The sequence below is a fragment of the Corynebacterium sp. AOP36-E1-14 genome (genome assembly GCF_052377495.1).
In the GTDB taxonomy this organism is placed as follows: domain Bacteria; phylum Actinomycetota; class Actinomycetes; order Mycobacteriales; family Mycobacteriaceae; genus Corynebacterium.
On sequence record NZ_JBQSWV010000001.1, the window covers coordinates 159,657 to 184,218 of the forward strand.

Here is a 24,562-nt window from a genome sequence, read left to right on the forward strand (position 1 = left end):
ACTTTGAACTTCACAACGAAAGGTTTCTTCCGTTATAGGCTCAACCGCATGACGCACTTCACGAGAAGGATCCTGAGTTGCACGGTCGCGGTCTCCACCGCCCTGACCGTCGGACTGTCCGGTGCCGTCGCACAGGACCTGAGCTGGCCGCCGCCGTCCGGCGAACCCACCGCCACCGACTCCGACCCGTTCTACCTCCCGCCGCAGGACCTGCCCGCCGACCCCGGCGAGGTCATCCGTTCCCAGGACGCACCCCAGCTGCTGGACACCCTGGGCGGGACGGCCGAGAAGATCCTGTACACCTCCACCACCGAGGACGGTGAGCGCGTCGCCACCAGCGGCGTGGTCCTCGAGGCCACCGGCGACTGGCAGGGCGACGGCCCCGCCCCCACCCTGGTCTACTCCCCCGGCACCCGCGGCTCCGGCGACATCTGCGCCCCCTCGCGCAGCACGCAGCAGCTCTTCGGCTTCGACCCCGGCAACGCCGCACTGAACCTCAACTACGAGTACCCCTTCCATGCCGCGGCCAGCGCGCTGGGCATGAACGTGGTCGTCGTCGACCTCATCGGCCTGGGCACCCCGGGCCAGCACACCTACGTCAACAACCCCGAACAGGGACAGGCCACCCTGGACGGGGCGCGTGCCGGACTGGCCCAGCTCGGCCTGCCGGACGACTCCCCCGTCGGCTTCTTCGGCTACTCCCAGGGCGGCGGCGCCGCGGCCGCGGCCGCGGAGATGGCGTCGTCCTACGCCCCGGACCTCAACGTCAAGGGCACGTTCGCCGGCGCCCCGCCCGCCGACCTGCTCGAGGTGGTCAACGCGGTGGACCGGCACGCCATCGTCGGCGTCCTCGGCTACGCCCTCAACGGCGCGCTGGAACGCCACCCCGAACTCGCCGGCCTGACCGACGAGTACTTCAACGAGCGCGGGATGGAGTTCCTCGCCGACACGAAGGACCGGTGCATCGGCGACACGGTCGCGCGGTGGGGGCTGACCGACACCCGCACCCTGACCACCGACGGCCGCTCCTTCGGCGAGATCGCCCGCGACGACGACCGGCTGCGCTCGGTACTGGAGAGCTACAAGCTGGCCAGCACCTACACCGACGTCAACGCGCCGATCATGATCACCAACGGCATCAACGACGACACCATCCCATGGCAGCAGGCGCGCGACACCGCCGCGCGCTACTGCGACGCCGGCGGCACCGTCCAGTTCACCACCGACCCGCTGCCGTCGATCCTGCCGAAGTTCGCGGTGAACCACGCCGTGCCGATGCTCACCAACGCCGGCCCGGCGATGAGCTACATGGTCGACCGCTTCAACGACCGGCCCGCGCCGGACAACTGCGGGGAGTTCTAGGTTTCGTCCCCCTGCCGGACGATACCGGCTACGCTCGTCCCCGGGGCCGGGACGACAAGGGGATCCGGGCAGCACACACGACACAGGGGGAACAGCCGGCATGACGGTACCTGCATCACCTACATCACCAGCACAGTTCAGCAGTCTCGACGCGTCCGCCATGGTCGGCGCGGTGTCCGCGGCACCGCCGTCGGGGTGGCGGCGGCTGGTCCACCGGGTCTCCGGCGGCCGGGTGAACCCGGGCGAGTCGCCGGGCCAGACCGAGCAGCGGGAGGTCGGCGAGCGCATCAGCACACCGTTACGCGGTGACTACCGGATCGCCGTGCTCAGCCTGAAGGGTGGCGTCGGCAAGACGACGACGACCGTCGCCCTGGGCGGGGTGTTCGCCTCGCTGCGCGGCGACCGGGTCATCGCGGTGGACGCCAACCCAGACCTCGGCACCCTGGCCCGCCGGGTCGTGGAGGACACCGTCGAGGCCCCCACCCCGACCGTCCGGGACCTGCTCGACCTGCCGGACGCCTCCCGCTACCCGCAGGTCCGCTCCTGCACCAGCCAGGCGTCGAGCCGTCTGGAGGTGATCGGGTCGGACCGGGACCCGGCGGTCTCCGAGGCCTTCAGCGAGTCCGACTACCGCCGGGCGGTGGACGTGCTGCAGCACCACTACAACATCATCCTCACGGACTGCGGGACAGGGTTGATGCACTCGGCGATGTCCGGGGTGCTGGACCTGGCGCACATGCTGGTGCTGGTCACCTCGCCGGCGTTGGACGGGGCGAAGTCGGCGGAGGCCACACTGGACTGGCTGGACCACCACGGCCACGGGGACCTGGTGGCCAATGCGGTGGTCGTGGTGTCCGGCGCGCACCCGGGGCAGGCGGCGGTGGACCCGGAGGTGCTGTCCGCGCACTTCTCCGCGCGTACCCGGGCGGTGCGTGGCGTGCCCTTCGACCGGCACCTCTCCGAGGGCGGGGTCGTGGACCTGGACCGGCTGGCCCCGGCGACGTTCCGCGCCTACCGCGAGCTCGCGGCGACGGTGGCGGAGGACTTCGGGGCCTGGCACCGGCACGCTGCACTATAAGTCAGCGGAAGTCGCGCGAGGCACTGGCCAGGGCCTCGGCCGCCTCGAGGGGCGAGAGGTCGTCGGCGGCGACGGTCACCGCACCGCCGGCGTTCTGGGCGATGCCGCGGACCATCAGCATCCGGGAGGTCATGGCGACCTTGCGTCGGGCGCGCCACAGTCCCGGCGACACCATCACGTTGACCAGGCCGGTCTCGTCCTCCATGCCCAGGAACGTGACCCCGCCGGCGGTCATCGGACGCTGGCGGTGGGTGACCACGCCGGCGACGAGGATGCGCCGGCCGTCCTCCACACCCAGCAGGGAGGACGCCGGGACCACCGGGAAGTTCCCCGGCCAGGCGTCCAGCCTGGCACGCAGCAGGCGCACGGGGTGACCGTCGGACGTGACGCCGGTGGCGGAGACGTCCGCCGCGGCGAGTTCGAAGGCGCTCATCCCCGGCAGCGCCGGAGTGGAGACCGTGGAGGTGCCCGGCAGCATCCCGGCGCGTTCGGTCGCCGCCACGCCCGCCGCCCACTGTGCCTGACGGCGGGTGAGCCCCAGGCTGTCGCACGCCCCCGCCCGGGCCAGGGCGGAGACCTGGTCGACGGTGAGGCCGGCCTCGCGGGAGAGGTCGGCGACCGCGGCGAAGGGCGCGTCCCGGGCGTCCCGCGCGGCGACGAGACGTCCGGCGACGTCCTTCCCGATGCCCTTGACCGACCCGAGGCCGAGGCGGATGTCGCCGTCCTCCACGGTGGCCTCGACCTGGGAGGCGTTGACGTCGACCGGGCGCACGCCCACGCCGTGACGTCGGGCGTCGGAGACCAGCGACTGCGGCGAGTAGAACCCCATCGGCTGGGCGCGCAGCAGCGCCACGCAGAACTCCGCGGGGTGGTGGCACTTGAACCAGGCGGAGAAGTACACCAGCGAGGCGAAGGACTGCGCGTGGGACTCCGGGAAACCGTAGGACGCGAAGGCGATGACCTTGCGCCACAGCTGTTCGGCCAGTTCCGCGTCGATGCCGTGCAGGTCGCGCGCACCGTCGATGAAGCGGGCGTGCATCTGCTCCATGCGCTCCGGGGAACGTTTCGACCCCATCGCCCGACGCAGCGCGTCCGCCTCGGCGGGGCTGAAGCCGGCGACGGTGACGGCCATCTGCATCAGCTGCTCCTGGAACAGCGGGATGCCGAGCGTGCGCTTCAGGACCGGCTCCAGGCTGGGGTGGTCGTAGGTGACCTCCTCCTCCCCGTTGCGCCGGCGGATGAACGGGTGCACGGAACCGCCCTGGATCGGCCCCGGACGGATCAGCGCGACCTCGACGACCAGGTCGTAGAAGGTGCGGGGACGCAGCCGGGGCAGGGTGGCGAGCTGGGCGCGGGACTCGACCTGGAAGACGCCCACCGCGTCGGCGCGGGCGAGCATGGCGAAGACCTCCGGGTCGGTGGGCTGCAGGTGCCACAGCTCCACCCGGGTGCCGGTGGTCTCCTCCACCAGGTCGACGGCGTGGTGCAGGGCCTCGAGCATGCCGAGGCCGAGCAGGTCGAACTTCACCAGGCCCACGTCGGCGCAGTCGTCCTTGTCCCACTGCACCACCGAGCGGTCGTCCATGCGGGCCCACTCGGTGGGGACCACCTCGGAGATGGCCCGGTCGCAGATGACCATGCCGCCGGAGTGGATGCCCAGGTGACGGGGCTGCCCGGTGAGCCGGGAGGTGAGCTCGCGCACCGGGTCGGGCGGGTCCTCCAGGCCGCGCGACCAGGCGTCCACCCGGCCGGGGTCGTGGCCGAGGGCGCGGGCGGCGTCGCGCAGCGCCCCCTTGGAGCGGTAGGTGATGACGTTGGCGACCTGGGCGGCGTTGTCCCGGCCGTAGCGGCGGTAGACGTCCTGGATGGCCTCCTCCCTGCGGCCGGACTCGATGTCGAGGTCGATGTCCGGCGGGCCGTCGCGCTCCGGGGAGAGGAACCGTTCGAAGAGCAGGTCGGCGGCGACGGCGTCGACGTTGGTGATGCCCAGGGCGAAGCACACCGCGGAGTTCGCCGCCGAGCCGCGCCCCTGGCAGAAGATGCCGCTGGTGTGGCAGAAGTCCACGATGCCGTGGACGATGAGGAAGTAGCCGGGGAAGCCGAGTTCCTCGATGATCCCGAGTTCGTGGTCGATGACCTCCCAGGCCCGCGGGTGGTCCTGCGCGGTGCCGTAGCGGTGCCGGGCGCCGCGGTGGGTCAGCTCCCGCAGCCAGCTCATCTCGGTGTGCCCGTCGGGGACGGGGAAGTGCGGCAGCCGCGGGGCGATGAGGTTGAGGGTGAAGGCGCAGTCGGCCCCGACGCGGGCGCTGGCGGCGACGGCGTCGCGCAGCCACCCGCAGTCGCCGGCGAGGGTGAGCATCTCCTCGCCGGAGTGCAGCCACGTCCCGCCGAGCGGGTGGGTGTGCGGGGTGGCGGTCAGGACGTCCTCCCGGTCGTGCAGGGCGTGCTTCGCCCCCGCCAGCCGTGCCTGGGCGGGTGTGGCACAGGTCGCCGCGGAGGAGACGACCTCGGTGAGGCCGTGGTCCAGGGCGAGGTCGTGCAGGGCCTCGTTGCGGTCCACGTCCGAGGGGCTCATCGTCTGGCCGAGCTCCACGAGGCAGGCGTCCGGCCCGAAGGCCCCGACGATCTCCGTGGCGTGGTGCAGGTGGTGGTGGTCGAGCAGGACGTACCAGTGCCCGTCCGCCGCGGCGGCGACGTCAGTGAGCGGCGGGTAGTCGGCGCTGTCCTTCTCCCGGCGCGCCATGCGGGCGTCGGTGATCACGTGGGAGAGCCGGCGGTAGCCGTCCTGCCCGCGGCACAGGACGGTCAGCGGTGCCACGTCGGTGCCGAAGACGGAGAGCTCCGCGCCGAAGACGGTCGCCAGCCCCGCCTCCGCGGCGGCGGTGGCGAGCCGGGCGGCACCGTAGAGTCCGTCGCGGTCGAGCACCGCCAGGGCGGTGAGGCCCAGGTCGACGGCCGCGTCGACGTACTCGGCGGGGTCGCTGGCGCCGTGGAGGAAGTTGTAGGACCCGGCGGCGTGCAGTTCGGCGAAGGGTACGGTGGCTGCGCAGGACGCGCCGGCGGTGCGTGCGCCGTCCCGCCAGAGCGTCTCGCGGCCACCCTCCCCCACGCCGACGGCGTGCAGCGGGGCGGTGTCGGTGCCGGAGAGGATGCGCTCCAGGCGCGACCAGCTGAGCGCCCTACCGTTACTGAACATGTGTTCGATACTAGCGGAGGGTCCGGACGTGGGAAACTGGTGTACATGAACAGCAATGATCCCCAAGACCCCAACGATCTCAGCCAGGTCGGTACGCGGCTGCGCGCCACGCGCCAACAGCTCTCGATGACGATCGCCGAGGCCGCCGAGGCGACGGGGATCTCGCGGAGCACCCTGTCGCGCCTGGAGAACGGCGGACGCCGGCCCACCCTGGAACTGCTCATGCCGCTGGCACGGCTGTACCGGGTGGCGTTGGACGACCTGGTCGGTGCACCGCAGACCGGCGACCCGCGCATCGACATCCGGCCGCTGTACCGCGGCGGGGCGGTGCACCTGCGCCTCGGCGGCGACGGGGAGAAGGGGGTGACCGCCTTCAAGCACGTGATCCCGGGTGTCGCCGCAGGTCGCCGCCCGGAGTCCGCGCCCCGGCAGCACAGCCATCCGGGGCGCGAGTGGGTGTTCGTGCTGGCCGGTACGTTGCGCCTGGTCCTGGACGGCAGCGAGTACCTGATCGAGCCCGGCGAGGTCGCGGAGTTCGAGTGCACGGTGCCCCACTGGTTCGGTGCCGGCGGGGAGACGGCGGTGGAGTACCTCGGGCTCAGCAGCCCCGGCGGGGAGAAGGTCCACCTCACGCCGAAGACGTGACCGGTCGTAACTAGACAGAGCGGTCCATCCTGCTGTACTACTACTAGCATTGCGCGAAACCCCGCATCCCCCTTTTGACGTCCCCAGGAGGACCCCTTGATCACGCGTCTGAAGAAAGTCGCCGCCCTCGGCACCGTCGCCGTCGTCTCCGCCGTAGGCCTGACCGCCTGCATGAGCGACGACAGTGACGCCGACACCATCACCATCGGCTCCACCGAGGCCAACGAGAGCCAGTGGAAGGCCTTCCAGCAGAAGGCTGAGGAGGAGGGCGTGAACGTCGAGGTGAAGTCGATCACCGAGTACGCACAGCAGAACCCGGCCCTGTCCAACGGCGACCTGGACGTGAACCAGTTCCAGCACATCCAGTACCTGGCCGAGTACAACGTCTCCGCCGACGACGACCTGGTGCCCTTCGGTTCCTCGCAGATCTTCCCGATGGGCGTCTACTCGAAGAACCTCAACACCGTCGAGGAACTTGAGGAGGCAGGCGAGGTGATCATTCCGAACGACAGCACCAACGGCGGCCGGGCGATCCTCGTCCTCGCCCAGAACGGACTGGTCACCCTCAAGGACGACGACGTCCTGGCACCGCGCCCCGCGGACATCGACGAAGAGAAGTCCAAGGTCAAGGTCACGGCGGTTGATCCCGGCCAGACCGCCGTCGCCTACAACGACGGACAGGCCTCCTTCATCAACAACAACTACCTCGACTCAGCCGGGGTGAACGCGAACGACGCGGTGATCACCGACGACCCCGAGGCACCCGAGGCACAGCAGTACATCAACGTCTGGGTAACCACCCAGGAGAACAAGGACAACGAGGACTTCCAGAAGCTCGTCGAAATCTGGCACTCCGACGAGGTCCAGGAGGCCGTGCAGAACGACACCGACGGCACCGCCATCGAGGTCGAGAAGACCCCGGAAGAGCTCCAGGAGATCCTCGCCGACACCCAGCAGAAGTTCCGTGATCAGGGCACCTCGGATGAGTAACGGCACCGCCGTCGAGTTCCGCAACGTCGGCAAGGTCTTCACCCAGGGCAAGAACCGGATCACCGCCCTGGAGGACGTGTCGATCACCGTGCCGTCCGGCTCGATCGTGGGCATCATCGGCTACTCCGGTGCCGGCAAGTCCACGCTCGTGCGCCAGATCAACGGACTCGACAAACCGACGAGCGGCCAGGTACTGCTCGACGGCCGGGACATCGTCCCGCTCAAGGAGAGTGAACTGCGCAAGATCCGCCGCGACATCGGCATGATCTTCCAGCAGTTCAACCTGCTGAGCTCGCGCACCGTGGCCGGCAACATCGCCTACCCGTTGAAGCTGCAGGGCATGCCCAAGGCCGAGCGGGAGGCACGGGTCACCGAGCTCCTCGACTTCGTCGGACTGTCCGACAAGGGCCGTTCCTACCCCGAGCAGCTCTCCGGCGGGCAGAAGCAACGCGTGGGCATCGCCCGCGCGCTGGCGACGAACCCGTCGCTGCTGCTCGCAGACGAGGCGACGTCCGCCCTGGACCCCACCACCACTCGCGAAGTACTGGAACTGCTGCGCAAGGTCAACGAGGACCTCGGCATCACCATCGTGGTGATCACCCACGAGATGGAGGTCGTGCGCACCATCGGCGACCGGGTGGTCGTCATGGAAAACGGACATGTGGTCGAGCACGGCAGCGTCTACGAGGTTTTCTCCCACCCGAAGACGGACGTGGCGGCGAACTTCGTGGCCACCTCCCTGCGCAACACCCCCGACATGGTCGAGGCCGAGGCGCTGCAGCACGAGTCTGGCCGGCTGTTCACCGTGACCATGAAGGAGGGCGCGGGCTTCTTCCACGCCATCTCCGAGGTCGAACGGGCCGGCGTCAGTGTGAACATCGTCCACGGTGGCGTGACCACCCTGCAGAACCACTCCTTCGGACGGCTCACCGTGCAGATGACCCCGAAGGACGCCGCCGGCGAACAGGCCGTGGAGACCTTCTACCGCGACCTGTCCGCCACGACCGAGATCGAGGAGATCCAATGAGCACCACAGACACCCTCCTCCTCGCGAAGGACACCGACTGGGAGTTCCTGTCCCCCATCTACCAGGACGCCATCGTCGAGACGCTGTACATGGCGATCTGGGGCCTGGCCATCGGTGGGCTCGCCGGGCTGGTCCTGGGCGTCCTGCTCTTCACCACCCGCAGTGGTGGCGTCCTGGCCAACCGGCCGGTGTTCTGGGTCCTGAACATCCTGGTCAACATCGTCCGGCCGATCCCGTTCATCATCCTGCTGACGGCCCTGGGGCCGTTGACGAAGATCATCACCGGATCGATCCTGGGCATCAACGCCGCGACTTTCGCGATCATCATCGCGGCATCCTTCGGCGCCGCACGCATCGTGGAGCAGAACCTGGTGTCGATCGACCCCGGCGTGATCGAGGCTGCACGCGCCATGGGTGCCGGCCCGTTCCGGATCATCTTCACCGTGATCATCCCCGAGGCTCTCGGCCCGCTGATCCTGGGTGGGACGTTCATGTTCATCGCGATCGTCGACATGTCCGCGATGGCCGGCTACATCGGCGCCGGTGGACTGGGAGACTTCGCTATCCAGTACGGCTACCGTGCCTTCGACAACAACGTGACTTATGTCGCGCTGGTCACGATCATCGTGATCGTCCAGGCCGCGCAGCTGTTCGGCAACTGGCTCGCCCGGCGGGTCATGCGCCGTTAACCCACGCTGACCTGTACCGCACTGTGCCGCGCGTCACCCTCGGGGTTACGGCGCGGTCACGGCAAGGTCACATTCCGGTCATATTCGGAAGTATTTTGCCATTAGCCGTGCCTTTCCCCCGCACGCCCGGTAATCTCTCTGGTCGTGAGTAGAACCGAAGACACCCGCCGCAACGGACCCACCGTCGCCTCCGGCGTCGCCGCCCTGGTGTGCGGGTGTCTCTGCGTCTCCCTCACCGCCTGCAGCAGCGGTGGTGCGGACGACGACAACGAGTTCAACCCCGTGAGCGCCAGCACCAGCTCCCCGCAGTTCTCCGCCCCCGGCGCCGAACTGGCCTCCCCGGTCCCCCGCTCCTCGAGCGAGTCCGGCCCCCTGTCCGGGGCCCAGCCCCTGGACGTCCTCCCCGAGGAGGGCACGCGGATGACGGTCAGTGAGGTCCGTGCCGCCAGCCACGGCACGTTCGAACGCGTCGTCATCGAGCTGGACGGTGAGGGGTCCCCCGGCTGGTTCGTCACCACGGACGACGCCCCCACCGCCGACGGCTCCGGCGCCCCGATCGACTACGACGGCGAGACCGCCCTGGTCATCGACGTCCGCGGCCTGGAGATGTCGCCGGGCGGCGACGACACGCCGGTCAAGAAGATCGGCACCGAGCTGATCGAGTCCGTCGAGGCGAAGGGCGTCTTCGAGGGGATGCAGCGCATCGTCGTCGGCATCGACGAGGACGACCCGGACTTCACCCTCAACATCCTGGACTCGCCCACCCGCATCGTGGTGGACATCCTCAAGTCCGACTAGTTCACGGCCGCCACGTCGGCGGCGACCCAGGACCTGCCCTCCTTGGGACGGTCCCCGCAGGACGAGACGACCGGGTGGCACGTCCGAGACTCCAGGGTGACGATCCAGGAGCCGGCGTCCCCGGTGACCCGCACGGCAGGAGCACTTCCCTTGTCGCCCTTGTGTCCCTTGTGCTTCTTGCCGCCGAGCCCGTGGGCCGCGGCAGCCTCCCGCACCGCGTACTCGTAGTCGCGGACGGGCTGGAAGTAGCCCTGCCGGTGCAGTGCCCTGAGCTCCTCGCGACGTCCGGCGGCCTTCATCTCGATCCGCTCGGTGATCAGCTCCCCCGCCCGACGCCGCAGGTCCGGGTCGACGGCCGCGTGCGCGGCGGCGTAGGCGTCCTGCTCGGCGTTTTGGGCGACAGGCGTAACGGGAACGGTGTACTTCTCCACGCTCAGCTCACCCAGCCGGGCGGGCGTCCCCCGCGCGGCGAGGAGTTCGGCGACCGCCAGTTCGGCGACCTGGCCGTGGGTGTCGAAGGTGCCGCGCCCGCGGTTGCCGGCGACGGGCACCTCGCCGCGGGCGGCGGTGTCCAGCATCGCCGAGGCGCCGGGGACGTCCAGCCCGCCGAAGGAGTAGTTGTGCGGCAGCAGGATCATCGACGGGGCGAAGCGGTGGCCCTTGGTGTGCGAGGACTCCCAGACGGTCTCGCCGCCGTGCCCGTCCGCCAGCGCCGCGGCCATGGGACGACCCTTCACCGCACAGCAGGTGTCCCGCTTACCGTGGGTGCAGACCAGCAGGAGCGGATGGTCGACCCGGGTGGCGCCGGGCACCGAACCCGGGGTGGACAGGTCCACGTCCAGCAGTCCACGCACCCCACCGGTGACCTCGAGACGTTCGAGGGTGGGCGGGGTCGCCCCGGCGTCGGCGACGAAGACCACGCTCGTGTCCGCCCCACCCGGCTGCCCCGTCTGTCCGCTGCGGCCGGGACGGCGGATGAACTGCAGTTGCGCGTGGTGGCGTTTGAGCCAGCGCTTCACCTCGCCGGCGAGCTCCTTGCCCAGCGCCTCGCCGTCGAGGATGTCCTTGCCCCACCCCTGCGGGTACTCGACGGCGACGATCAGCCGCCCCGTCTTCGCGGTTCCGGGAAGGGGTTCCCGGGTGATGTCGGAACACAGTCCCGACCGGGGGTTCCGTGTGGTGGGCATACCCCTGATCCTAGTACGTCGCCTCGATCCGCCACGACCTCCCACGGCAGACCAGGAGGAACGCCGAGGGCTCGTCGGTGGCGACCTGGAGCCTGGCGTAGCGGCGGGCCGACGCCCCCTGCGACCACCACATCTCGTCCACCGGCCACGGCCCGGCCCACCCGGTCAGCCGGTGGACCCTGCCGCCCCACCGCATCGACACCGGCACCGAGCTCATCAGCCCGCGTCCGGTGACCCACACCTGGGAACCCTCGCCGTCGAGCAGGTGCACGGCGGACGCCGGATGCCCCGGCCCCGGGGCGTTCATCCGGTCCGCCGGCGCCCCGACCAGCGCCGGGAGCGGGGCGGGGAGTTCCCCGTCCCACCGTCCGGTCGTCGTCGCGGTGACCTCCTCGGGGTCCTGCTCCCCGTACGGGACCGTCAGCACCCGCCCGCCGACGGCGCGTCCTCCACGGTGCACCGGACGCAGCACCCCGCGGGTGCCGATCAGCGCCTGGGCGCGCGCGGCGGCGGCGCGGGCCGCGCGGATGCCCACGTCCGGGCCACCCCACAACGCCTCGGCGACGTCGCCGGCGGGCAGGCACTCCACCGGCACCAGGTCGATCGCGGCGATGCCGCCGACCCCGTCCGGGGAGTCCGGCATCTGCGCACGCACACGGGTGAGCCACCCGTCGAGCTGCCAGCGCACCCGCTGGGCCGTGTCGTCCTCCGCCAGGGGCTCCCGGCAACGCCACACGCGCTCCACCGTCACCGGGCCGTCGTAACCGGCGGGCGGATCCAGGTGCGCTCGCACCGCCAGACGCAGACACACCTGCCCCGACTCCGCCAGACGGGCGTGCAGACGCACCGCCGCCTGCCGGGCGAGGAAAGCCGCCGTACCCGTGTCCGACACCGGCTCGTCCGGCTCGACCCGCACCTCCAGCGGGACCACGGTGCGCTCCGGGGACACCGGACGCTCCGGCTCGCCCGAGGCGATACGGTGCCAGCGCACCCCCTCGTCGCCGAACCGTCCGGCCACGTCCGACACGGGCAACGCCGTGAAGTCCGCGAGCGTGCGCACACCCAGCTGGGACAGCACCGCGACCATCGCCTGCGGCGTGCCCAACGACGCCTCCGCCACCAGCACCCGCAACGGCAGGCCCGCCAGGTAGGACGCCGACCCGCCGGACGCCACGCTGCGCCCCTCCCTCGCCGCCCACACCGCAGTGACCACGTCGTCGGCGACGCCGGCCAGGCAGTCCGCGCCCGCACGCGCCGCCGCGTCCACCAGCAGCTCCACCGCCGTCGACTCGTCCCCGTAGTACTTCACCAGCGAGGACGCCGAGAACGCCAGCAACCCGGGACGCAGGGTCTCCACACTGGCGGCCACGGACTCCAGCGCCACGAGCACCTCCTCGTGCGCCTCCGCCTCCGCGGCGTCCTCCACCTCACCGACCTGCAACGACGGGCACGTGCCCAGCGCATGACGCTCCTTCATGCCCTGCTGCACCCCCGCCCGACGCGCCGCCGCGTTCGCCGCGTGGATGCGGTGGTTGTCCACCACCGCCGCCGGGGCGAGCAGGTCCCAGCCACGCCGCAGCGCCGCGGTGTACACCGGCCAGTCCGGGAACCACAGGACGACGACCCGACGCGCGCTCACAACGCACGCTCCCGCGGGGCGTCCTGCAGGGCGGGAGCTGCCGTGGCAGCTGTGCCCACCGTGCCGACTGTGCCGCTGAACGTCCGCGGCGGCTGCCCCTGACCCCACGCCTGACCAGCCACCGACACACCGCGCACCCGGCCGGAGCCCACGCCCAGCCCGGTGACGCCCTCCGTACGCCACGACAGGTGCAGACGCGCACCCGGCCAGGAACGCACACCCGAGCACACCAGCAGCGCACAACTGCTGCGGCGCAGCCGGGCCTCCACCGGACGTGCCGCCGACGGCGACACCGCCGCCGGGGCCGCGTAGACCACCAGGTCCAGACCCTCGACCAGGGTCCCGAGCACCGCCGAGGCGTGCGGTACGGGGTCCGGCACCAGCACCAGGCGCTCCAGGTCCCCGCCGGCGGCCTCCACCGCCGCCACCGCCAGCCGCGGGTAGCCGACGACCGCCGCACACCCACCGGACGCGGTCAGCGTGGCCAGCACGTCCACCAGGGCGGCGGGGCAGTCGTCCGCCGCGGTGACCGCACCCTGCGGCAGGCCTCCGGCGCCCAGCGAACCGGCCAACCAGTCCGGGACGGTGACGTGGGGCGAGCCGGCAGGAGCGGCAGGTTCGGCAGGTTCGACGACTACCTTCGTGTCGCCGCCGCTGATGGTCGCGATCCGGCTGCGCAGGTCGGCGACGATGCTCCCCCGGTCCCGTTCCTCCACCGCCCTCACCTCCTCATCCACGACCCTGTTCACGACACCGGAACCCAGACTAGGCGCTGGCCAGGACATGATCGCCCGGGCGCGTTCGGCAATTAGAACATCCGTTCTATCCCGTGCCAGCCTATTCGGCCGGCGGGTGACGGTCAAACCCCCTCGTCCGGCTAGCATGGACAGCCATGGCACGCAGCGAGACACCCTCCGGCACCGACCACGTCGACCCCACACCCGTCACCCCACGCGCACTACGCGCGGGCGTCGCAGCCCTCATCGGCGCCGGGGTGGGCGCACTGGCCACGCCGCTGCCCACCGGGGTCCGGGTCGTCCTGATGCTGGTCTTCCTCGCCGCCGGCCTACTCTGCCTGTTCAGCCACCCCTACCGCCACGACGTGCGCGCCGCCGTCGAGGCCCGCGGCGACCGCTACACCACCCGCATCAAGCAGGTCGTCCCCCTCTTCCCCATCTGGCTGGCCCTGATGCTGGTGCCCGGCTTCCAGTTCAACAACTGGGCCATCGCCGTGATCGCCTGGGCCATCGCCGGGGTGTACACCTGGCAGGTCGTCCCCCGCATCGACGGCACCCGTGAGCTCGAGGACCTCGCTAACGCTACCGACGCTGCCAGAGGAAACAACTGACCCCCTCCCCGTAGAACGGGGAGGGGGTCAGGCCGCGGGGAGTGGACTCACTCCCACTCGATGGTTCCCGGCGGCTTGCTGGTCACGTCCAGCACCACACGGTTGACCTCGGCGACCTCGTTGGTGATCCGCGTCGAGATCCGCTCCAGGGTCTCGTAGGGCACCCGGGTCCAGTCCGCCGTCATGGCGTCCTCACTGGTCACCGGGCGCAGGACGACCGGGTGGCCGTAGGTACGGCCGTCGCCCTGCACACCCACCGAACGCACGTCGGCGAGCAGCACGACCGGGCACTGCCAGATCGTGTTGTCCAACCCGGCGGCGGTCAGCTCGGCACGCGCGATGGCGTCCGCGGCACGCAGGGTCTCCAGACGGTCCTCGGTGACCTCACCGATGATGCGGATACCCAGGCCCGGCCCGGGGAACGGCTGGCGTCCCACGATGACCTCCGGCAGGCCGAGCTCGCGGCCCACCGCACGGACCTCGTCCTTGAACAGCAGACGCAGCGGCTCGACGAGGGTGAACTCCACGTCGTCCGGCAGACCGCCGACGTTGTGGTGGCTCTTGATGTTCGCCGTGCCCGAACCACCGCCGGACTCCACGACGTCCGGGTACAGGGTGCCCTGGACCAGGAAGTCCACCGAGGAGCCCTCCGGGGCGTCCTCGAGCACACCGGTGACCGCACGCTCGAAGGAACGGATGAACTCCGCGCCGATCGCCTTGCGCTTGGCCTCCGGGTCGGTGAGCCCGGACAGCTTGTCCAGGAACGCCGCCCGCTCGTCGAGGGTGACCAGCTTCGCGCCGGTCGCCGCGACGAAGTCGTGCTCGACCTGCTCACGCTCGCCGGCACGCAGCAGCCCGTGGTCGACGAAGACACAGGTCAACCGGTCGCCGATGGCCTCCTGCACGATCGCGGCGGCCACGGCGGAGTCCACGCCGCCGGACAGCCCGCAGATCGCACGACCTTCGGGGCCGACCTGCTCGCGCACGGCGGCGACGAGCTGCTCGGCGATGTTGCCCGCCGTCCAGGTGGGTTCCAGACCGGCGACGTCGTACAGGAAGCGGGTCAGCACCTCCTGGCCGTGCGGGGAGTGCTGGACCTCCGGGTGGTACTGGACGCCCGCCATGCGCTTGTCCAGGCACTCGAACGCGGCGACCGGTGCGCCGTCGGAGTGCGCGGTGACGGTGAAGCCCGCCGGGGCCTCGCTCACCGCGTCGCCGTGGCTCATCCACGCCTGGTGGCTGGACTCGAAACCGTTGTGCAAGGAACCGCCGTCGACCGAGATCTCGGTACGGCCGTACTCACGGTCACCGGTGTGCGCGACCGTGCCGCCGAGGGCGTGGGTCATCGCCTGGAAGCCGTAGCAGATGCCGAGGACCGGAACACCCAGCTCCAGCAGTCCCTTCTGCAGGGCGGGGGCGCCGTCGGCGTAGACGGAGGACGGGCCGCCGGAGAGGATCAGCGCCGCCGGGTTCTTCGCGGCGACCTCCTCGGCGGACATGGAGTGCGGGACGACCTCGGAGTACAGCCGCGCCTCACGCACGCGGCGTGCGATGAGTTGCGCGTACTGCGCGCCGAAGTCGACGACGAGGACGGGACGGGGACTGTCGGCAGATGCGCCGGACTGCTGCTGATGTGTCACGACGCCAACTCTACCGAACGTCCCACCAGCCGATACCGCCGGTCACCCTGCAGGCCGTGCCGGGAGAGTTCATTCGCCGTTCACCTCCCGAATTCGCCAACCAGGGTGAACCCCATACACTCGACGGCAGTACCCCACGACACGTAGTCGACCAGGAAACGGAGCCCCACGTGCCGGCAGAGGTCACCGACCACCCGTCCGTCGTCCGCGACACCACGGACGACACCACGAACGACACCACAGTTGCAGGTGTGAACCCCGCACCCGCACCGGTGCGCAGTCCCTTCACCCGCCTCGGACTCCACGGGAAACCCCTGGCCTGGGCCAACTGGATCGGGGTGGCGCTGGGCATCTACCTGCTGATCACCGCGGTCTCCGTGGTCGGCGACGGGTTCAAGGCAGCGACCGGCGGCCAGGCGGAGGAGCTCTTCGCCTTCGCGTCCAACCCGCTGGTCGCCCTGATGATCGGGCTGCTGGCCACCGCGCTGATCCAGTCGTCCACCACGGTCACCGCCATCATCGTCGGACTCTGCGCCGGTGGACTGCCCATGGCCACCGCCATCCCCATGCTCATCGGGGCGAACGTGGGGACCACGATCACCAGCACCCTGGTCAGCCTGGGCATGGTCCGCGACCGCGAGTCCTTCCGCCGCGCCTTCGCCGCCGCGTCCATCCACGACTGCTACAACCTGCTCGCCGTGGTGATCTTCCTCCCCCTCGAACTCGCCTTCGGCATCCTCGAGAAGTCCTCCGGCTGGCTCTCCCACCAGATGGCCGGCAGTGACGGTGGCATCCTGGCCACCGTCTTCGGCGGTCTCGGCGACGCCGTGACCGGCGTGACCGAGCCCCTGGGCGACGCGATCGTCGCGGCGTCCGGCGTCCTGCCCGGCCCGTGGGACGGCATTCTGCTCATCCTGGTCGGCATCGCGCTGATCCTCGGGGTGATCAGCGTGATCGGGACGCTGCTCAAGGTCGTCATGGTCGGACGCGCCGAGAAGGTGCTGCACACCGCCATCGGACGCGGTCCGGTCTCCGGCATCGCCTCCGGCACACTGATCACCGTGATGGTCCAGTCCTCCTCGACCACGACCTCCCTGATCGTCCCCCTCGCCGGGTCCGGCACCTTCTCCCTGCGGCAGGTCTACCCGTTCACCCTCGGTGCCAACGTGGGCACCACGCTGACCGCCCTCATCGCCGCCTTCGCCTTCAGCGGCCCCGAGGCCGAACTCGCCCTGCAGGCCGCGCTCGTGCACGTGCTCTACAACGTCTTCGCCCTGCTGGTGATCTACGGACTGCCCTTCCTGCGGTGGATCCCGCTGGCCGGGGCTACCACGCTGGCGCGCCTCGGTGCGCGCAACAAGCTCTACGTGGCCGGCTGGGTCATCGGCATGTTCCTGGTGCTGCCGGCCACGCTGATCCTGCTCACCGTGCTGCTCTAGAACACCAAAAACCCCGCGCGGTCGTCGGTCCGAGAAATCCGGACCACCAACCGCGCGGGGTTTTGAGGGAGGGCGTGCGTCAGCGCACGGCCAGCGGCACCTTCTGGAAGCTCTTCAGGTCGGTGTAGCCGCACTTGGCCATGGAACGGCGCAGCCCGCCGACCAGGTTCTCCTCACCGTAGGGGTTGTCCGTGGGACCGAACAGCAGCTTCTCCAGCGGCAGGGTCTCGCGGGCGCCGAAGGCACCGAACACGCCCTCGGCCTCGCCACGCGGCAGGCTCGGGTGCGCGGCGACGGACGGCCAGAAGTGGCCGCGTCCGCCGGAGTTGTCCGCCATCGCCAGGGGCGCACCCAGGGAGACGGCGTCCGCACCGCAGGCGATGGCCTTGGCGATGTCGCCGGAGTACTCCATGTGGGAGTCGGCGATGACGTGCACGTAGCGTCCACCGGTCTCGTCCAGGTAGTCCAGACGGGCGGCCGCGGCGTCCGCCACGGCGGAGGCCATGGGCACGTCGATGCCCAGGGCCTGGCTGTTCGTGGTGGTGCCGGAGCCCACGATCACGCCGGCGGCACCGGTACGCATCAGGTGCATGGCGGTGGTGTAGTCCACCACGCCACCGGCGATGACGGGCACGTCGATCGAACCGATGAACTCCTTGAGGTTCAGCGGCTCACCGTTGGAGTACACGTGCTCGGCGGAGACCAGGGTGCCCTGGATGACCAGCAGGTCGATACCGGCCTTGATCAGGTCCGGGGCGAAGTCGCGGGCGTTCTGCGGGGAGACGCGCACACCGAAGGTCACACCGGACTCGCGCACCTCGGCCAGTCGCTCGGCCAGCAGCCCGCGGTCCAGCGGCGCGGCGTGCAGTTCCTGCAGCACGCGCTGGGCGGCGTTGTCCGAGGCCGGCAGGCCCAGCGGGTCGGAGTCGCCGGCGGCGGCACGGACCTTCTCCAGGGCACCGTCGAGGTCGCGATGGCGTCCCCACAGGCCCTCGGCGTTGATGACGGGCAGACCGCCGAGGCGGCCGAACTCCACGGCGAACTCCGGGGTCACCACGGCGTCCGAGGGGTGCGCCATGAACGGGATGTCGAAACGGTAGGCGTCGATGCGCCACGTGGTGTCCACGTCGTGCGAGGAGCGCGTGCGGCGCGAGGGCACGATGTTGATCTGGTCGAATCCCACGACCCGGCGGGCCGTGCGGCCCATCCCGATGTTCACCTGTTCCTGCATGGCTGAGACCGTTTCCTAACGCTGGTAGTAGTTCGGGGCTTCGACGGTCATCTGGATGTCGTGCGGGTGCGACTCGCGCAGGCCCGCGCCGGTGATCCGGACGAAGTGGGCGTCGTTGAGCTCGGCGACGTTGCGCGAGCCGGTGTAGCCCATCGCGGCGCGCAGGCCACCGACCATCTGGTAGATGATGGAGTCCACGTTGCCGCGGAAGGGGATGCGCCCCTCGATGCCCTCCGGCACCAGCTTCTCCTCGCTGGTGACGTCCGCCTGGAAGTAGCGATCCTTGGAGTAGGAGCGCTGCTCGCCGTGCAGGCCACGGCCCTTCATCGCCCCGAGGGAGCCCATGCCGCGGTACATCTTGTACTGCTTTCCGTTGATCACGGTGATCTCACCGGGGGCCTCGCTGGTGCCCGCGAGCAGGGAGCCCAGCATCACGGAGGACGCACCGGCGGCCAGCGCCTTGGCGATGTCGCCGGAGTACTGCATGCCGCCGTCGGCGATGATCGGCACGCCGGCCTTGCGGGCGGGCACGGCCGCCTCGAGGATGGCGGTGATCTGCGGGGCGCCCACGCCGGCGACGACGCGGGTGGTGCAGATCGAGCCCGGGCCGATGCCGACCTTGAGGGCGTCCGCCCCCGCCTCGATCATGGCCTCGGCCGCGCTGCGGGTGGCGAGGTTGCCGCCGATGACGTCGACGCGGTCGCCGAACTCCTTCTTCACCCGCGAGACCATCTCCAGCACGCCGGTGTTGTGGGCGTGGGCGGTGTCGACGACCAGGGCGTCCACCCCGGCGTCGACCAGGGCGCCGGCCCGACGCCAGGAGTCCTCACCGGTGCCGATCGACGCGCCGGCGAGGAGACGGCCCGACGCGTCCTTCGCGGCGTTGGGGAACTTCTCGCGCTTGGCGAAGTCCTTCACCGTGATCAGCCCGGTGAGCACACCCTCGCCGTCGACGATGGGCAGCTTCTCCACCTTGTTCTCGCGCAGCAGGCGCAGGGCGGCGTCCGCCGAGACACCCTTCTCCGCGACGACGAGCGGCATGGGGGTCATGACGTCGGCGACCTTGGCGGAGAAGTCCTCCTCGAAACGCATGTCACGGTTGGTGCAGATGCCGACCAGGTGTCCGGTGGCGTCCACCACGGGCAGCCCGGAGATCCGGTAGCGGGCGCACATGTCGTCGACCTCGCCGATGGTCATCTCCGGCGAGCAGGTCACCGGGTCGGTGACCATGCCGGCCTCGCTGCGCTTCACGATCTCGACCTGCTCGGCCTGGTCCTCGATGGACAGGTTGCGGTGCAGCACACCCATACCGCCCTGGCGGGCCATGCCGATGGCCATGCGGGCCTCGGTGACGGTGTCCATCGCCGCGGAAATCACCGGGACGTTGAGGGTGATGTTGCGGGTCAGCTGCGTGGTCGTCGCCACGTCGGAGGGGATGATGTCGGACGCCGCGGGGAGAAGCAGGACGTCGTCGAAGGTCAGACCGACCAGCTCCACCTTCCTCGGGTCGTCGCCACCAGTGGTCACAAGCTGGGCATCGGTCATGCCGGTCAGGCCTCCTGCATCCTTCATTCCACGTCACTGTCGTCGGGTTGTACCAGACAGGATAGCCTGTCTGCCCCCATGGTCCGCCATCCGCACCCGGTGTGCGACCGGTCCCCTGGCATGGTTCCCCTCACCGCCGGCAACAGGTACGATCATGTGCGTGGACTTCGACGATTCCCTGATGCCCCCGGACCCGTTCGCCGGCGACCCGGAGGACCCGGCCGCCCTGTTCGACGAGGAGCTGGACGAACCCCTCTCCGACGAGGAGCGTGGGGCGCTGCGTGAGGATCTGGCGAATGTCCGTCGTTTCCGTGAGCTGCTGGAACCCCGCGGCATCCTGGGTGTGACCATGACCTGTGACGACTGCCAGGAGTTGCACTACTACGACTGGCCGATCCTGGTGTCGAACCTGTCGACGATGCTGAACGACGGCCCCGTGCCCGTGCACGAGCCCGGTGCGGACCCCGACCCCGACTTCTACGTCCCCTGGGACTACTGCGCCGGTTACGCCGACGCCGCCGACTGGCTGAGCCGCGGCCCGCGCACCTTCCGCCGCTGGGGCCGCTGAGTCCGAGCCGCCCGACCTATTCGGTCGGTTCGGTCTCCGCGTCGTCACGCTGCGCCTTGGGCGCGGTCGTCGGCGTCGTCGAACTGCTCGACGTGCTCGACCTGGTGGTGCCGGACGGTTTCACCGGGGACGCGGCACGTCCCTGCGGTTCGGCGAGGAGCATTGCCCCGCCGTCGGCGGGTGCCTCCGTCTGGACGTCGGACGCCTCGGCGTCGCCGCCGTCACCGTCCTGAGCGCCGTCACCGGTGGTGTCGGTCTGGTCGCCGGACTGCGCCTCGTCACTGCTGCCCGGATCGGCGAGGACCATGCCGCCGGAGTCCGCGTCACCGCCGTTGCCGGCCTCGCCGCCCTCGCTCTCGGCCGGGGCGGAACTCCCGGCACCCTCGGAGTCGTCCGTGGCGCCCTGCCCGTCACGAGGGGAACCGTCACGGTCGGGGGCCTCGGAGGCCGCACCCTGACCGCCGGTGGAACCGTCACCGGAACCGGCGGACTCGGCGACGACGGAATCCGAGCCACCGGAGTTGCCGGTGGTCAACGCGCCCACGGTGAACCCGCCGACGACGAGGGCCGCGGCGACACCGCTGCCCACCACCAGCGAGGTCAGGGAGATCCCGCCCAGGGCGGCCACTCCCCCGGCACGACGCATCGCGCGGCGACGGCGACGACCCGCCAGGGAGGTCACCGGCGCGGAGTCGACGTCGGCGACGACCGGGGCGGCGGGGATGTCACGGTCGGTCTCGGCACGGGCGTCGGCGAGCAGACGCAGGAGCGGGTCGGCACCGGTACCACCCTCCGGTTCCCGGCCCGCCGCCAGGGCGTCCAGCATCCGGTCGGTGGCGCGCACGGCGTCGGCGTCGGCACCCTCGGTACCGTCGCCGTCGAAACCCCGTGGGTCCCACCTGTGCTCGTCCATCATTCCGTCCTCGAATTCTCACGGGACTCCAGGGTCTCCCGCATCTTGGCCAGCGCCCGGAACTGGGCGACCCGGACAGCACCGGCGGTGGAGCCGACGATCTCTGCGGTCTCCTCGGCGGAGTACCCGCCGAAGACCCTGAGAGTCACGATATGCCGTGCCTTCTCACTGAGCGTATCGAGCAGTTGTGCGACTTCGTTACAGGAACTCACATCCAACGCCACGGTTTCCGGCGTACTCGTCACGACCTCCTGGTCCGGCACCTCATCGGTGGGAACCGCGAGGTCACGGGACTGTGAACGCCGTGCATCGACGATCTTGTTCGCCGCGATCCGGTAGACGAAGGCCATGAACGGCTTGCCCTGGTCCTCGTAACCGGGTATGGCACGCGCCACGGCCAGACAGATCTCCTGCGCCAGGTCCTCCGGGGTGGGGTACTTCGTGGACGGCACACGGGCACGGCAGTAGCGCACGACCGGCGGGTGGATGAGGTCGATGATGCGCTGGAGCGCCCGCCCGTCCCCCTCCACTGCGGAGGGGACGAGCCGGGGCAGGGCCTCGTCGATGTCGTCAGTCGCTGTCATAGTCCTCGGGAAAACACGGTCGCGGCAGGGTGCTGGTCGTCACGGGAACTGTCCCTGCCTGTGGGCTGAAATTACCACAGCAAACCATCCACCCGGGACTCACCCGGGAGGATACCTCTGCAGAGGGCGCCGCAGAGGGTGTCACAGCGGGGGCCGAAAATGTCACATGCCGAACAGCTCGCGGACACCTGTTGTTCACATCGACGGGACAGGGTGGGAGTCACTGGAGAACACCCCAGACGATCCACCCTCACGATGTACAGGAGAAGAACCCATGCCGCAGACGAGCGACCTCCCGGGCCCCGCGACCACCTTCTGGGACTGGCAACTGCACGGTTCCTGCCGTGGGGCCGAGTCCGCCGTCTTCTTCCACCCCGACGGGGAGCGCGGACGTGCGCGCTCGCTGCGTGAGCACCGCGCCAAGGCGATCTGCAACGAGTGCCCGGTACTGGCCCAGTGCAAGGAGCACGCCCTGAACGTGGGCGAGGTCTACGGGATCTGGGGCGGCATGGGCGAGTCGGAACGGGCAGCCGCGCAGAACGGGCGTCCCCGCCGCGTGAAACGCACGCCGCGCCGCCTGGCGTCCTGACGCACGGGAAGACCCCCGCCTCCCCACGGTCCTCGGGACCGTCGGGGTGGCGGGGGTCCTGCGTGCCCCCGAGGGGCACACACCGACCTTAGTGGTGATGGTGTCCGTGGCCGGCGGCGGCAGCGGCCGCCACGGCGGGCTTGTCGACGACGGCGGTCTCGGTGGTCAGCACCATGCGTGCCACCGAGGTCGCGTTGACGACGGCGGAGTGGGTGACCTTGACCGGGTCGATGATCCCCTGCTCCAGCAGGTTGCCGTAGACACCGGTGGCGGCGTTGTAGCCCTCACCGTTGGCACGCTCGGCGATCTTGGAGACCACGACGGCCCCGTCGAGGCCGGCGTTGTCGGCGATCCAGTACGCCGGACGGCGCAGTGCGCGGGCCAGGGCCTTCACGCCCACGGCCTTGTCGCCCTCGAACTCGGCGGCGAACTCGTCGAGCTCGGCGGCGATCTGCACCAGGACGGAACCGCCACCGGCGATCACGCCCTCCTGCGCGGCGGCACGGGCGGCGTTGATGGCGTCCTCGACGCGCAGCTTGCGCTCGTTGACCTCGGTCTCGGTGGCGCCACCGGCACGGATGACGGCGACACCCCCGGACAGCTTCGCCAGACGCTCCTCGAGCTTCTCCCGGTCCCAGGTGGAGTCGGTGCGCTCGATGTCGGAACGGATCTGGTTGCGGCGGGTGTCGAGGTCCTCGGCGGTGCCGGCACCGTCGACGATGACCGTCTCGTCCTTGGTGACCGTGATGCGGCGGGCGGTGCCCAGCTGCTCCAGGGTCGTCTCGGAGAGGTTCTGGCCGACCTCCTTGTCCACCACGGTGGCGCCGGTGACGACGGCGAGGTCGTCCATGAACGCCTTGCGGCGGTCACCGAAGTACGGGGACTTCACGGCCACGGCCTTGATGGACTTGCGGATGGAGTTGACGACGAGCATCTGCAGCGGCTCGCCGTCGACGTCCTCGGCCACGATGAACAGTTCCTTGCCGGCCTTCGCGATCTGCTCCAGCAGGGGCAGGAAGTCGGGCAGGGAGCTGATCTTGTCGCGCACCAGCAGGATCGCCGGGTTCTCCAGGACGGCCTGGGCCGACTCCTCCTCGGTGACGAAGTACGGCGAGAGGTAGCCCTTGTCGAAGGAGACGCCCTCGGTGACCACGAGCTCGTCGACCAGGGACTGGGACTCCTCGACGGTCAGGACGCCGTCCTTGCCGACCTTCTCCATGGCCTCGGCGACCTTGGCGCCGATGCCCTCGTCACGCGAGGAGACGGTGGCCACGTTGGCGATGGCGGCGGAGTCGGCGACCGGCTCCGCGCGCTGCTGCAGCGCCTCGATGACCTTCTCCGCGGCGACGGCGATGCCCTCGTTGACGGCGATGGGGTTGCCACCGGCGGCGACGATGCGCATGCCTTCGTTGATCAGCGCCTGGGCGAGCAGGGTGGCGGTGGTGGTGCCGTCACCGGCGATGTCGTTGGTCTTCACGGCCACCGACTTCACCAGCTGCGCACCGAGGTTCTCGAAGGGGTCCTCGAGGTCGATGTCGCGGGCGATGGTGACACCGTCGTTGGTCACGGTCGGACCGCCGAAGGCCTTGTCCAGGACCACGTTACGGCCCTTGGGGCCGAGGGTGACGCGAACCGAGTCCGCCAGCGTGTCCACACCGCGCTGGAGGCCCTTGCGGGCCTCCTCGTCGAATGCGATGAGTTTAGCCATGCGTCACCGACCTACTTCGCGGAGTCGACGACGGCGAGGATGTCGCGCTGGTTGAGCAGCAGGAACTCTTCCCCGTCGTACTTGAGCTCGGTGCCGCCGTAGCGGGAAAACACGACCGTGTCGCCCTCGGCGACGTCCATCGGGACGCGGGCGTCGTCGTTCCAACGGCCCGGGCCGACGGCCACGACGGTGGCCTCCTGCGGCTTCTCCTTGGCGGAGTCCGGGATGACCAGACCGGATGCGGTCGTGGTCTCGGCCTCGACGATCTGGACGAGGACGCGGTCCTCGAGCGGCTTGATGTTGACGTTAGCCACGTTGAATACCTCCGTGTTTGCGTACATGCAGTGATCCGAATTGTCTTGTCTTCCGGTTGGTATATCCTGCAC

22 protein-coding genes are annotated in these 24,562 nt (G+C 70.2%); 11 read left to right on the forward strand and 11 right to left on the reverse strand.

What is annotated here, in order from left to right:
• Positions 1-48: 48 nt before the first annotated feature.
• Positions 49-1,362, forward strand: coding sequence for a lipase family protein (locus ACT3TD_RS00715; protein ID WP_441579102.1), 1,314 nt, complete (start codon positions 49-51; stop codon positions 1,360-1,362).
• Between the two features lie 100 nt (positions 1,363-1,462).
• Complete coding sequence (locus tag ACT3TD_RS00720) at positions 1,463-2,440, forward strand: MinD/ParA family ATP-binding protein (RefSeq protein ID WP_301443195.1); 978 nt, start codon at positions 1,463-1,465, stop codon at positions 2,438-2,440.
• Position 2,441: 1 nt separating this feature from the next.
• Here ACT3TD_RS00720 and ACT3TD_RS00725 read toward each other — a convergent pair whose 3' ends face one another.
• Positions 2,442-5,636, reverse strand: coding sequence for an error-prone DNA polymerase (locus tag ACT3TD_RS00725; protein ID WP_441579101.1), 3,195 nt, complete (start codon positions 5,634-5,636; stop codon positions 2,442-2,444).
• Positions 5,637-5,681: 45 nt separating this feature from the next.
• On the opposite strand from ACT3TD_RS00725, the gene ACT3TD_RS00730 reads away from it, so the two are divergent.
• From ACT3TD_RS00730 to ACT3TD_RS00750, 5 genes are all read left to right on the forward strand, one after another.
• On the forward strand, positions 5,682-6,281 hold the full coding sequence (locus tag ACT3TD_RS00730; RefSeq protein WP_301443197.1) for a helix-turn-helix domain-containing protein: 600 nt from the start codon (positions 5,682-5,684) through the stop codon (positions 6,279-6,281).
• A 96-nt stretch (positions 6,282-6,377) separates the two neighbouring features.
• The gene (locus tag ACT3TD_RS00735) at positions 6,378-7,271 is read left to right on the forward strand and encodes a MetQ/NlpA family ABC transporter substrate-binding protein (RefSeq protein ID WP_444614744.1); all 894 of its coding nucleotides are present in this window, start codon (positions 6,378-6,380) and stop codon (positions 7,269-7,271) included.
• Entirely contained in the window at positions 7,264-8,298 is a 1,035-nt protein-coding gene (locus ACT3TD_RS00740) for a methionine ABC transporter ATP-binding protein (protein WP_444637934.1), read from the forward strand. The genes ACT3TD_RS00735 and ACT3TD_RS00740 overlap by 8 nt, the downstream gene beginning before the upstream one ends.
• Positions 8,295-8,987, forward strand: a complete 693-nt coding sequence (locus tag ACT3TD_RS00745; protein ID WP_301443199.1) for a methionine ABC transporter permease — start codon at positions 8,295-8,297, stop codon at positions 8,985-8,987. The genes ACT3TD_RS00740 and ACT3TD_RS00745 overlap by 4 nt, the downstream gene beginning before the upstream one ends.
• Before the next feature lie 144 nt (positions 8,988-9,131).
• A complete protein-coding gene (locus tag ACT3TD_RS00750; protein ID WP_444614970.1) occupies positions 9,132-9,785 on the forward strand; it encodes an AMIN-like domain-containing (lipo)protein in 654 nt (217 codons plus the stop codon).
• Here the strand turns inward: ACT3TD_RS00750 and ACT3TD_RS00755 are convergent.
• The 3 genes from ACT3TD_RS00755 to ACT3TD_RS00765 are packed head-to-tail and all read right to left on the reverse strand — an operon-like array spanning position 9,782 to position 13,360.
• Positions 9,782-10,972 (reverse strand): sucrase ferredoxin, encoded by a 1,191-nt coding sequence (locus tag ACT3TD_RS00755; RefSeq protein WP_301442918.1) that lies wholly within the window; start codon positions 10,970-10,972, stop codon positions 9,782-9,784. The genes ACT3TD_RS00750 and ACT3TD_RS00755 overlap by 4 nt on opposite strands.
• A 10-nt stretch (positions 10,973-10,982) precedes the next feature.
• A complete protein-coding gene (locus ACT3TD_RS00760) occupies positions 10,983-12,611 on the reverse strand; it encodes a Y-family DNA polymerase (RefSeq protein WP_301442919.1) in 1,629 nt (542 codons plus the stop codon).
• A complete protein-coding gene (locus ACT3TD_RS00765) occupies positions 12,608-13,360 on the reverse strand; it encodes a hypothetical protein (RefSeq protein WP_441582310.1) in 753 nt (250 codons plus the stop codon). Before ACT3TD_RS00765 ends, ACT3TD_RS00760 begins: the two co-directional genes overlap by 4 nt.
• Before the next feature lie 143 nt (positions 13,361-13,503).
• On the opposite strand from ACT3TD_RS00765, the gene ACT3TD_RS00770 reads away from it, so the two are divergent.
• Complete coding sequence (locus tag ACT3TD_RS00770) at positions 13,504-13,959, forward strand: hypothetical protein (RefSeq protein WP_301442921.1); 456 nt, start codon at positions 13,504-13,506, stop codon at positions 13,957-13,959.
• 47 nt (positions 13,960-14,006) lie between these two features.
• Here the strand turns inward: ACT3TD_RS00770 and guaA are convergent, their stop codons facing one another.
• On the reverse strand, positions 14,007-15,599 hold the full coding sequence (guaA, locus tag ACT3TD_RS00775; RefSeq protein WP_441579098.1) for a glutamine-hydrolyzing GMP synthase: 1,593 nt from the start codon (positions 15,597-15,599) through the stop codon (positions 14,007-14,009).
• Between the two features lie 170 nt (positions 15,600-15,769).
• On the opposite strand from guaA, the gene ACT3TD_RS00780 reads away from it, so the two are divergent.
• Complete coding sequence (locus ACT3TD_RS00780; protein ID WP_301442923.1) at positions 15,770-17,038, forward strand: Na/Pi symporter; 1,269 nt, start codon at positions 15,770-15,772, stop codon at positions 17,036-17,038.
• Positions 17,039-17,117: 79 nt separating this feature from the next.
• Here ACT3TD_RS00780 and ACT3TD_RS00785 read toward each other — a convergent pair whose 3' ends face one another.
• Together ACT3TD_RS00785 and guaB are read right to left on the reverse strand one after the other, a co-directional pair.
• A complete protein-coding gene (locus tag ACT3TD_RS00785; protein ID WP_301442924.1) occupies positions 17,118-18,269 on the reverse strand; it encodes a GuaB3 family IMP dehydrogenase-related protein in 1,152 nt (383 codons plus the stop codon).
• A gap of 15 nt (positions 18,270-18,284) precedes the next feature.
• Positions 18,285-19,814 (reverse strand): IMP dehydrogenase, encoded by a 1,530-nt coding sequence (gene guaB / locus ACT3TD_RS00790; protein WP_301442927.1) that lies wholly within the window; start codon positions 19,812-19,814, stop codon positions 18,285-18,287.
• 154 nt (positions 19,815-19,968) lie between these two features.
• On the opposite strand from guaB, the gene ACT3TD_RS00795 reads away from it, so the two are divergent.
• Positions 19,969-20,382 carry a DUF5319 domain-containing protein gene (locus tag ACT3TD_RS00795; RefSeq protein WP_301442925.1) on the forward strand — a complete coding sequence of 138 codons (414 nt, stop codon included), beginning with the start codon at positions 19,969-19,971 and terminating at the stop codon, positions 20,380-20,382.
• Positions 20,383-20,398: 16 nt separating this feature from the next.
• Here the strand turns inward: ACT3TD_RS00795 and ACT3TD_RS00800 are convergent, their stop codons facing one another.
• Both ACT3TD_RS00800 and ACT3TD_RS00805 read right to left on the reverse strand, forming a co-directional pair.
• On the reverse strand, positions 20,399-21,295 hold the full coding sequence (locus tag ACT3TD_RS00800; RefSeq protein WP_441579097.1) for a hypothetical protein: 897 nt from the start codon (positions 21,293-21,295) through the stop codon (positions 20,399-20,401).
• Positions 21,295-21,879 (reverse strand): sigma-70 family RNA polymerase sigma factor, encoded by a 585-nt coding sequence (locus ACT3TD_RS00805; protein ID WP_301444128.1) that lies wholly within the window; start codon positions 21,877-21,879, stop codon positions 21,295-21,297. The genes ACT3TD_RS00800 and ACT3TD_RS00805 overlap by 1 nt, the downstream gene beginning before the upstream one ends.
• Before the next feature lie 274 nt (positions 21,880-22,153).
• On the opposite strand from ACT3TD_RS00805, the gene ACT3TD_RS00810 reads away from it, so the two are divergent.
• Positions 22,154-22,468 (forward strand): WhiB family transcriptional regulator, encoded by a 315-nt coding sequence (locus ACT3TD_RS00810; RefSeq protein WP_301444129.1) that lies wholly within the window; start codon positions 22,154-22,156, stop codon positions 22,466-22,468.
• 88 nt (positions 22,469-22,556) lie between these two features.
• On the opposite strand, the gene groL is transcribed toward ACT3TD_RS00810, so the two are convergent.
• Together groL and groES are read right to left on the reverse strand one after the other, a co-directional pair.
• A complete protein-coding gene (gene groL / locus ACT3TD_RS00815) occupies positions 22,557-24,176 on the reverse strand; it encodes a chaperonin GroEL (RefSeq protein WP_441582313.1) in 1,620 nt (539 codons plus the stop codon).
• Positions 24,177-24,187: 11 nt separating this feature from the next.
• Positions 24,188-24,490 (reverse strand): co-chaperone GroES, encoded by a 303-nt coding sequence (gene groES / locus ACT3TD_RS00820; protein WP_301442640.1) that lies wholly within the window; start codon positions 24,488-24,490, stop codon positions 24,188-24,190.
• Positions 24,491-24,562 lie beyond the last annotated feature (72 nt).